Annotated in this window: 7 protein-coding genes and 1 pseudogene; 6 read left to right on the forward strand and 2 right to left on the reverse strand. The window is 61.1% G+C overall.

Translation table 11 applies throughout. The annotated features are described in order from the left end of the window. Nucleotide 1: 1 nt before the first annotated feature. On the reverse strand, nucleotides 2-1,015 hold the full coding sequence (locus J4E53_RS20275) for an SIS domain-containing protein (RefSeq protein WP_060741794.1): 1,014 nt from the start codon (nucleotides 1,013-1,015) through the stop codon (nucleotides 2-4). A 246-nt stretch (nucleotides 1,016-1,261) separates the two neighbouring features. Here J4E53_RS20275 and J4E53_RS20280 point away from each other — a divergent pair, with 246 nt between their 5' ends. Continuing rightward, entirely contained in the window at nucleotides 1,262-2,053 is a 792-nt protein-coding gene (locus tag J4E53_RS20280) for a GntR family transcriptional regulator (RefSeq protein WP_060741795.1), read from the forward strand. 182 nt (nucleotides 2,054-2,235) lie between these two features. Further along, nucleotides 2,236-3,147 carry a helix-turn-helix domain-containing GNAT family N-acetyltransferase gene (locus J4E53_RS20285; protein ID WP_103309466.1) on the forward strand — a complete coding sequence of 304 codons (912 nt, stop codon included), beginning with the start codon at nucleotides 2,236-2,238 and terminating at the stop codon, nucleotides 3,145-3,147. Between the two features lie 6 nt (nucleotides 3,148-3,153). Here J4E53_RS20285 and J4E53_RS20290 read toward each other — a convergent pair whose 3' ends face one another. Continuing rightward, complete coding sequence (locus J4E53_RS20290; protein ID WP_103309468.1) at nucleotides 3,154-3,897, reverse strand: GntR family transcriptional regulator; 744 nt, start codon at nucleotides 3,895-3,897, stop codon at nucleotides 3,154-3,156. 134 nt (nucleotides 3,898-4,031) lie between these two features. Here J4E53_RS20290 and J4E53_RS20295 point away from each other — a divergent pair, with 134 nt between their 5' ends. The 4 genes and pseudogenes from J4E53_RS20295 to J4E53_RS20310 all read left to right on the forward strand — a co-directional run. Continuing rightward, a complete protein-coding gene (locus J4E53_RS20295) occupies nucleotides 4,032-4,871 on the forward strand; it encodes an ABC transporter ATP-binding protein (protein WP_103309470.1) in 840 nt (279 codons plus the stop codon). Then, the gene (locus tag J4E53_RS20300) at nucleotides 4,868-5,869 is read left to right on the forward strand and encodes an ABC transporter substrate-binding protein (RefSeq protein WP_103309472.1); all 1,002 of its coding nucleotides are present in this window, start codon (nucleotides 4,868-4,870) and stop codon (nucleotides 5,867-5,869) included. Before J4E53_RS20295 ends, J4E53_RS20300 begins: the two co-directional genes overlap by 4 nt. Nucleotides 5,870-5,876: 7 nt before the next feature. Continuing rightward, nucleotides 5,877-6,626: an ABC transporter permease gene (locus J4E53_RS20305; protein WP_060741800.1), complete on the forward strand. Its 750-nt coding sequence runs from the start codon at nucleotides 5,877-5,879 to the stop codon at nucleotides 6,624-6,626. Between the two features lie 52 nt (nucleotides 6,627-6,678). After that, nucleotides 6,679-7,080, forward strand: a pseudogene (locus tag J4E53_RS20310) (hypothetical protein); the annotation flags it as partial.

Here is a 7,080-nt window from a genome sequence, read left to right on the forward strand (position 1 = left end):
CTCAGTACTCCGTTTTCCACATGTAGCGGCGGGTCGTCAGTGGCTGTTGGTGCCAGACCGCCAGGTGGGCGGCGATGCGTTCCACGGCGATGCCGACAATGTAGGGCGCGACAATGGCGCGGATCTCGGGGTCGATGCCCTCCATCGGGAAGTCCTTGGCGTCATAGACCATGACCCGTTCCGTGTAGCGCTGGCAGAACCGCACGACGCGCTCCATCTGTGCACGACTGGGGTCTTCGCCTACCAGCAGGAGCAGGGGCGTGGTGGCATCGATGGCTTCGAACGGGCCGTGGAAAAACTCCGCGGCTTCCACCGGCAGGCAATGCAACCACTGGCTTTCCATGACCACGCAGACGCCGAACACATAGGCTGTGGTGAACATCGGCCCCGAAGCAAGGAAATACATGACGCGGTCGTCTTTGTAGAGGCGTGCCTCTTCGGTTGCCCGTTGGTCATTATTGATCGCGGCATCGGCCAGGGCCCTTGGCAATGCCTTGAGCGAGCGGGTGAGCTTGTCCAGCAGCGGCCAGCCTTCGCGCTTGGCCAGGATCCCGCCGATCAGGGCCTGGAGCGTCATGAAACAACCGAAGTAGGCTTCGTCGGTACGTCCCAGCAGGAAGCAATGCTGGACGGCCTGGGCCAGTGGCAACTCGGCAGTTTGCGTCACGCCTACGGTGAGGCACGGCTTGTCTTGCAGAAAGCGGGCGGCGGCGATGGTTTCCTGGGTCGTGCCGGACTTGGAGGCGAGGACCACCAGGGTGCGCTCATCCAGGCGCGGTGGATCGATGTCCATGAAATCGGCCGGGAAATAACGGCGCACTTCCAGCGTGTGGCTGTAGCGTTCAAGCCAGTATTGCAGGCCTAGCATGATGCGGTTGGGAGCGCCGCAACTGACGAAATAGATGCGGTCGATCCGCGAGGCCAACTCCTGGCCAAACTGCTGGGCGTCGTCGACGATGTGCACGGATTGCTGCAAGGAACTGATGAATGCTTCCCGGTTGAACTGGATCGCCATGTGAACTCCTGGGCCTTGTTAAAGGGTTCATGCTGCTGTCATGAACACGATTTAGACCAAAAGCTATACCATGAAAAATACCATTACAAGGATTTTTCCCCATGGTCTAATAGGCTTCCTACGGGATTTCTGCGGTGTTTTGCGAGGCGGTTTTGCCGCTTATGATCAAGCTGGCGGGTTTGCGACATTATTTTGGGGTTCCACAGTCGCAATGCAGTGCCGAAAAAATAATCCAGGATGTAGACCATGAAAGTAACGCCTCCAAAGTCTTCCGACGTTGCGCTGTTGGCGCCCGAACGCAAGCAGGTGGCCTGGCAGGCTGTGCAGGCCTTGCTGGAGATGCTGGAACGCCCGGAATTCGGCCCCACTGAACGGATCCCGGCGGAACGGGATCTTGCCGAGCACCTGGGGATCAGCCGGATGACCCTGCGCAAGGCGCTGCAGACGCTGATCGATCGCGGGGTCCTGGAGCGTCGGGGCAATCGTGGCACCTTCGTCACGGCGCCCGGTGTCGAGCGGCCGCTCAATACCGTCGCGCGCAAAGGTATCGCTGAAGTGGTCGAGCAGGCTGGCGCCCGGCCGGGCAGTAAATTGCTCTACTTCGAACAAACCCAAGCCAGTGCTCGAGTGGCGAAACTGCTGAAAATCCAGGAAGGCGACCCCTTGCTGACCATCAGGCGCCTGCGCACCGTGGATCAAAAGCCATTCTGCATCGAGACCAGTTACATCCCGGCCGCCCGGGCACCGGAGCTGGTGGCGGGAGACCTGATCGAGGGGGCTTCGTTGTATGCATTGTTGTTATCGCGCTACCAGATCGAAATAGAGAGCGACGAGGGCACGCTGAGCATCGCCACGATGAACGACCAGGAGGCGCGCTTGCTCGACGTCGAGCCCGGGACGGCCGCACTGGTCTACCGGGGCGTGATCTTCGACCGCCAAGGGCAGCCCGTGGAGTACCTGGTCTCGATCAACCACCCTCAGCGCGTGGTGTTCAAGCTGGCGGACAGTCGGGTCAATAGCCTTCATGGCGATCATTAGGTGCATGCTCCATTCGCTGCGCGGCGTGGCTGTTGCTCCTGGGATCTGGGCTGGAAAGCTTGACTGAACGCACGGATGGGTATTTAGTTGTGCGGTACAACTAAATACCCATCGCGTCCGAGGTCCCCGTGAATCATTGCCCACCAGATCTGATTGAGAACATCCGTTCGGCGTCGCGTCTCATGGTGCGGGAGCTGGGGTTCATGCACACGACGTTGGCTGCGACGGATTATCCGCCGTCGTCGGTGCACACCATCGTGGAACTCGGCAATCGCCAATCCCTGACTGCGGGCGAGCTTGTCGAGCTGCTCGGCCTGGAAAAATCCAGCGTAAGCCGGATGGTTCGCAAGCTCATCGAGGCCGGCGAGATCGAAGAAGTTGCCCATGAACAGGATGCGCGGGCCAAGAGATTGCGACTCACCGCCCAGGGGCAAAACACCCTTGGAACCATCGATGCTTTCGCCACGCAACAGGTTGTCGCGGCCATGTCTCACTTATCCAATGGGCAGTGTCAGACCGTGAGCGAGGGGATTGCCAGCTATGCCATCGCGCTACACGCCCATCGGCTCGGTACAGCGCCGCCCGCGCCGGCGCAGTTGGAGATCGCGCGTGGCTATCGTCCTGGCGTCATTGGCCGCATTGTGCAAATGCATGCGGACTATTACGCCAGGCATTCGAACTTCGGCCAGTTGTTCGAAAGCCTGGTTGCATCGGACATGGCCGAGCTGATGGGGCGTCTGCACAATCCGCGCAATGAGGTCTGGGTCGCCCTGGATGGCGAACGAATAGTCGGTTCGATTGCCATCGACGGCGAAGGCGAGGGCGGCAGTGCGGTGCTGCGCTGCTTCATCCTGGATGATTCGGCGCGTGGCAAGGGGGCTGGCAGGCGCCTGTTGGCCGAAGCGATGAAGTTCTGCGACGAGTGGGGCTTTAGCTCAACGATCCTCTGGACGTTCCAGGGGCTCGACGCTGCTCGCAAGCTGTATGAAGCGTTCGGGTTCAGGTTGGAGCAGGAGCAAGAGGGGCAGCAATGGGGGCGACCGGTTACAGAACAGTGTTTTGTCAGGCCGGGCCCAACCGTCGCGCCAATTTGAATCCTATCAATTGGCGGTATTGGATTTGAACACCCCACTGAGCACGAAGGCGTAGCGTTCCGGGCGGATGAAAAACGTCGTGCGGTCGCAGCAACGGCCATCGGCGAAATAGGACGTGCGCTCCATGACCAGCAGCGCGGCGCCGCGTTTGACGTGCAGCGCGCTGGCCAGGCTTTTGTCGGCTTCCTGTGCACGGATGGCCAGGTCGGCGCGGCTGACCGCCAGGCCGGTGATCGATTCGAGAATGGAATAGATCGGCTGATGTTCGACCTCAGCCCAGGCCACGCTGGCCAACTCTGCCGGCAGGTGGCTGCGTCCCAATGCGATGGGTTCGTCATCGACGAAGTGCAGTCGCTCCAGAAGCAGGCAGTCGTGCGCTTGCTCAAACAGATCCCGCAGGGTTTCCGGAACGGGCTGCAGGGCATGGCTGAGCACCTGCATGCTCGGTTGCAGCCCTTGCAACAACAACGCCTCATGAAAGCTGCGCAGTGCATCCAGGCCGTGGCGTACCTGCTTGGCCGCGACGAAGGTGCCTTTGCCTTGCTTGCGCTCCACCACGCCGTCGTCGCTGAGCTTGCCCACTGCCAGGCGAACCGTGACGCGGCTCACCCCGAACCGTTCGCCCAACTGCGCCTCGGACGGTAGCTTGCCGCTGGGTTCGTAGTCGCCGCGCTGGATTTCTTCCAGCAGTTGATGGGCGATCTGTTCGTAGAGCGAGGTGGTGCTGTCGCGAAGAATGGAGGTGGACACTGTCAGCTTCCATGGCCTTGAGTGGGGCAGGGTGCCTTCACTTCTAAGGTTATAAAAATAGGTTATTGGGACTACTTGTATTAATACGTATTATGTCAGGCATTCCCATTGTAAACGACCTGACGACACTTGCCATGCCCAAAACCCTCCCTTACCCGCAGCCGCAAGCCGACGCCCTGACGGTCGATGACATCAGCTTCAGCTACCCCAATGGGCACCGCGTATTTTCCTCTTTCAGCCTGAACGCCAAACCCGGCGAGTTCGTCGCGATCCTCGGGCCATCCGGCTGTGGGAAAACCACCTTGCTGAACCTGTTGTCAGGGTTCGTGCAACCGCAAAGTGGCCGGATCACCATCAACCAGACCGCGGTACGCCCGGAGCGCTCGGAGCTGGGTTATGTGTTCCAGGCGCCGCAATTGTTCCCCTGGTTGAGTGCCCTGGAAAACGTTCGTTTCGGTCTGCGGATGAGCGCCCGGACCGACGAAGCGCAGCAGCGCGCACAGGCGTTGCAGTACCTGCGCCTGGTTGGCCTGGAGAATGCCGCGCAGCGGTTGCCGCACCAGCTTTCCGGCGGCATGCAGCAGCGCGTCTCCTTGGCCCGGACCCTGGCACTGGAACCCAGCGTATTGCTGATGGATGAGCCGTTCGCCGCACTCGATGCCATCAGTCGCAACAGCATGAACGAAGAGACGTTGCGCATCTGGGCCGAACTGGGCCAGACGGTGTTGTTCATTACCCACGACATCGACGAAGCGGTGTTCCTGGCCGACCGAGTCATCGTGCTCAACATCGCGCCGGGCGGTATTCACAGCGAGCTGGAGATCCACCTGCCGCGTCCCCGCAGCAACCTGAAAACCCGTCGCCTGCCGGCGTTCCTCGATTACCGCAATGAGCTGATGACGCGCATTGCCCAGGTGATGGACGCCTGCGACACCACGGTTTACCCCACCCCTCGACTTGAGCTGACAGCATGATCAAACGTTCGCTGCTTGCCCTTACATTGTCTGCCGCCACGTTGGCAGGCAGCGCCTTCGCCGTGGCGGGCGAGGCGAAACCCTTGCGCGTGGGTTATGTCTTCGCCATGGCCAACGCCCCGGCGCTGATCGCCGACAAGCAAGGTTACTTCCGTGAAGAAGGCTTGAACGTCGACCTCAAGGCCTTGGGCGATGGTCCGGTGATCCAGCAGGCACTGGCCGCCGGTGAACTGGACGTGGCCTATGTCGGCACCCCACCGGTGTACCAATGGTTTTCCCGCGGGCTGCAAAGCCGGATCCTGGCGAAGGTCAATTACGGCCAGGCCGCAGTGATTGTCGACGCCAAGAGTCCGATCACCCAGCTGGAAGCGCTCAAGGGGAAAAAACTCGCCGGGGTCAAGAAGGGCAGTGGCATGGATGTGCTGCTGCGCGGTTATGTCCTGAAGGAAAAGGCCGGGCTCGATCCCGACAAGGACCTGGACATCATCGACATGCCGCCGGGCAACATGAACGCTGCCCTTGAACGTGGCATCGTTGACGCGGCATTTTCCTGGGAGCCCTTCGTCAGCCAGTCGGTGTTGCGCGGTTCGAGCCGGATCCTGCTGGACGTCAACCAGGCGCTGCCCCAGTACCCGTGGTACGTGGTGATCGCCTTGCCGAAAACCTTGCAGGAGCGCCCGGATGACGTGGTGAAGCTGTTACGCGCCCATCACAAGGCCATCGCCTTCCTCAATGAACATCCCGACGAATCGAACCGGCTCATCGCCGAGGCATTCAAGCTCGAATCGGTGCAAGGCATTGACGGCAAGACCATCGCGCCGGAAACCATCGTTGCCCAGGCCCGAACCCGGCTGGGCTGGTCGGCGGACTTGCAGGCGGCGGACATCCAGTTCATCCAGCGCCTGATGGATTACTCCCACGACCTGGGTTTTATCGACACCACGCTCAAGACCGAACAGATCGTGGATACCTCCTACCTGGAAAAAGCCGCGCACTGAGTCCGTCATGTCCTTGCCAAAACCGAATTGGGGATGGGCGTCGCTGCCATTCCTGTTGTTGATCTGGATCGCCCTGGCGAGTCGCTTTCCCACCTACATCCTGCCGCAGCCCTGGGACGTTGCCCGCGAGGCGCTGCGCTGGCTGGGGGACCGTTCGCTGTGGCAGCACCTGCAGGCCAGCGTGCTGGAAGAACTGGGTGGTTTTTGCGCCGCGGTGATCGTTGCGCTCCTGCTGGGCACGGCCGCTGGCCTGTCCTCGCGCTTTCGCGATTTCATCTCGCCGCTCAACAGCCTGTTCATGGCCATCCCGCCGATTGCCTGGGCGCCGCTGATCATGATCATTTTCGGCCTGGGTTATGTCTCCATCGTGCTGGTGATTTTCATTGCCGCGATGTTCCCCATGGCGGTGACCATCCAGGAAGGCGTGCAGAGCATCCGCGGCGGTGAAGTTCGCGCGGCACGGACCTTGGGTGCCAACGCCTGGCAACTGTTGGCCCACGTCTATTTACCGGCCTCGTTGCCGTTCGTGACCGCCGCCTTGCGCATCGGCTTCAGCCAGGGCTGGCGGGCGCTGGTCGCGGCGGAAATGATCGGCGCTTCCCGCGGCATCGGCTGGATGGTCGCCACGGGCGGGCAGATCGGCAACAGCAGCCAGGTGCTGCTGGGCATTGTCGTGATCGGCTTGATTGCCTGGCTCATGGAAAGCTTTGTGTTCCGGCGCATCGAGCGTCACTACCAGCAATGGCGCGTGCAATAAGCAGCGCCCCACGTATTCGAACCCTTCAGTGGACCACTGCACGAGGTGTCATGTGAGTAACGTTTTCGATCCCCGCGAAGCCGGGCATTACATCGCCCCACAAGGCCTGTACGAGCGCAACAAGAAACGTCCGTTCCTGGGCAGCGTCCACTGCGACCGTGACACGCTGGTCGCCGGGCAGTGGGATGAAATCACCCTGGTCTACGAGGTCGGTGGCAGCGGCCTGGCCGACGGCGCGTGGCTCAAGCTGGCCTTCAAGTTCTATTCCGACTGGGCCTTGTTCCAGACCTCGAACCCGGCCGGTCCCAACTATGTCAGCGCCGAATACCAGGCCGGTGAGCTGGTCCCCGGCCAGAGCCAGGCCACGGTGCAGCACTTGAAAGTGCGCTTCGACCAGAAGGGCCATGAACGGCCATTCCAGAAAGCGATCATCATCGACATCATCGACGGGTAC

Source organism: Pseudomonas sp. FW305-28, assembly GCF_017351395.1.
GTDB classification, from domain to species: Bacteria; Pseudomonadota; Gammaproteobacteria; order Pseudomonadales; family Pseudomonadaceae; genus Aquipseudomonas; species Aquipseudomonas fluorescens_AA.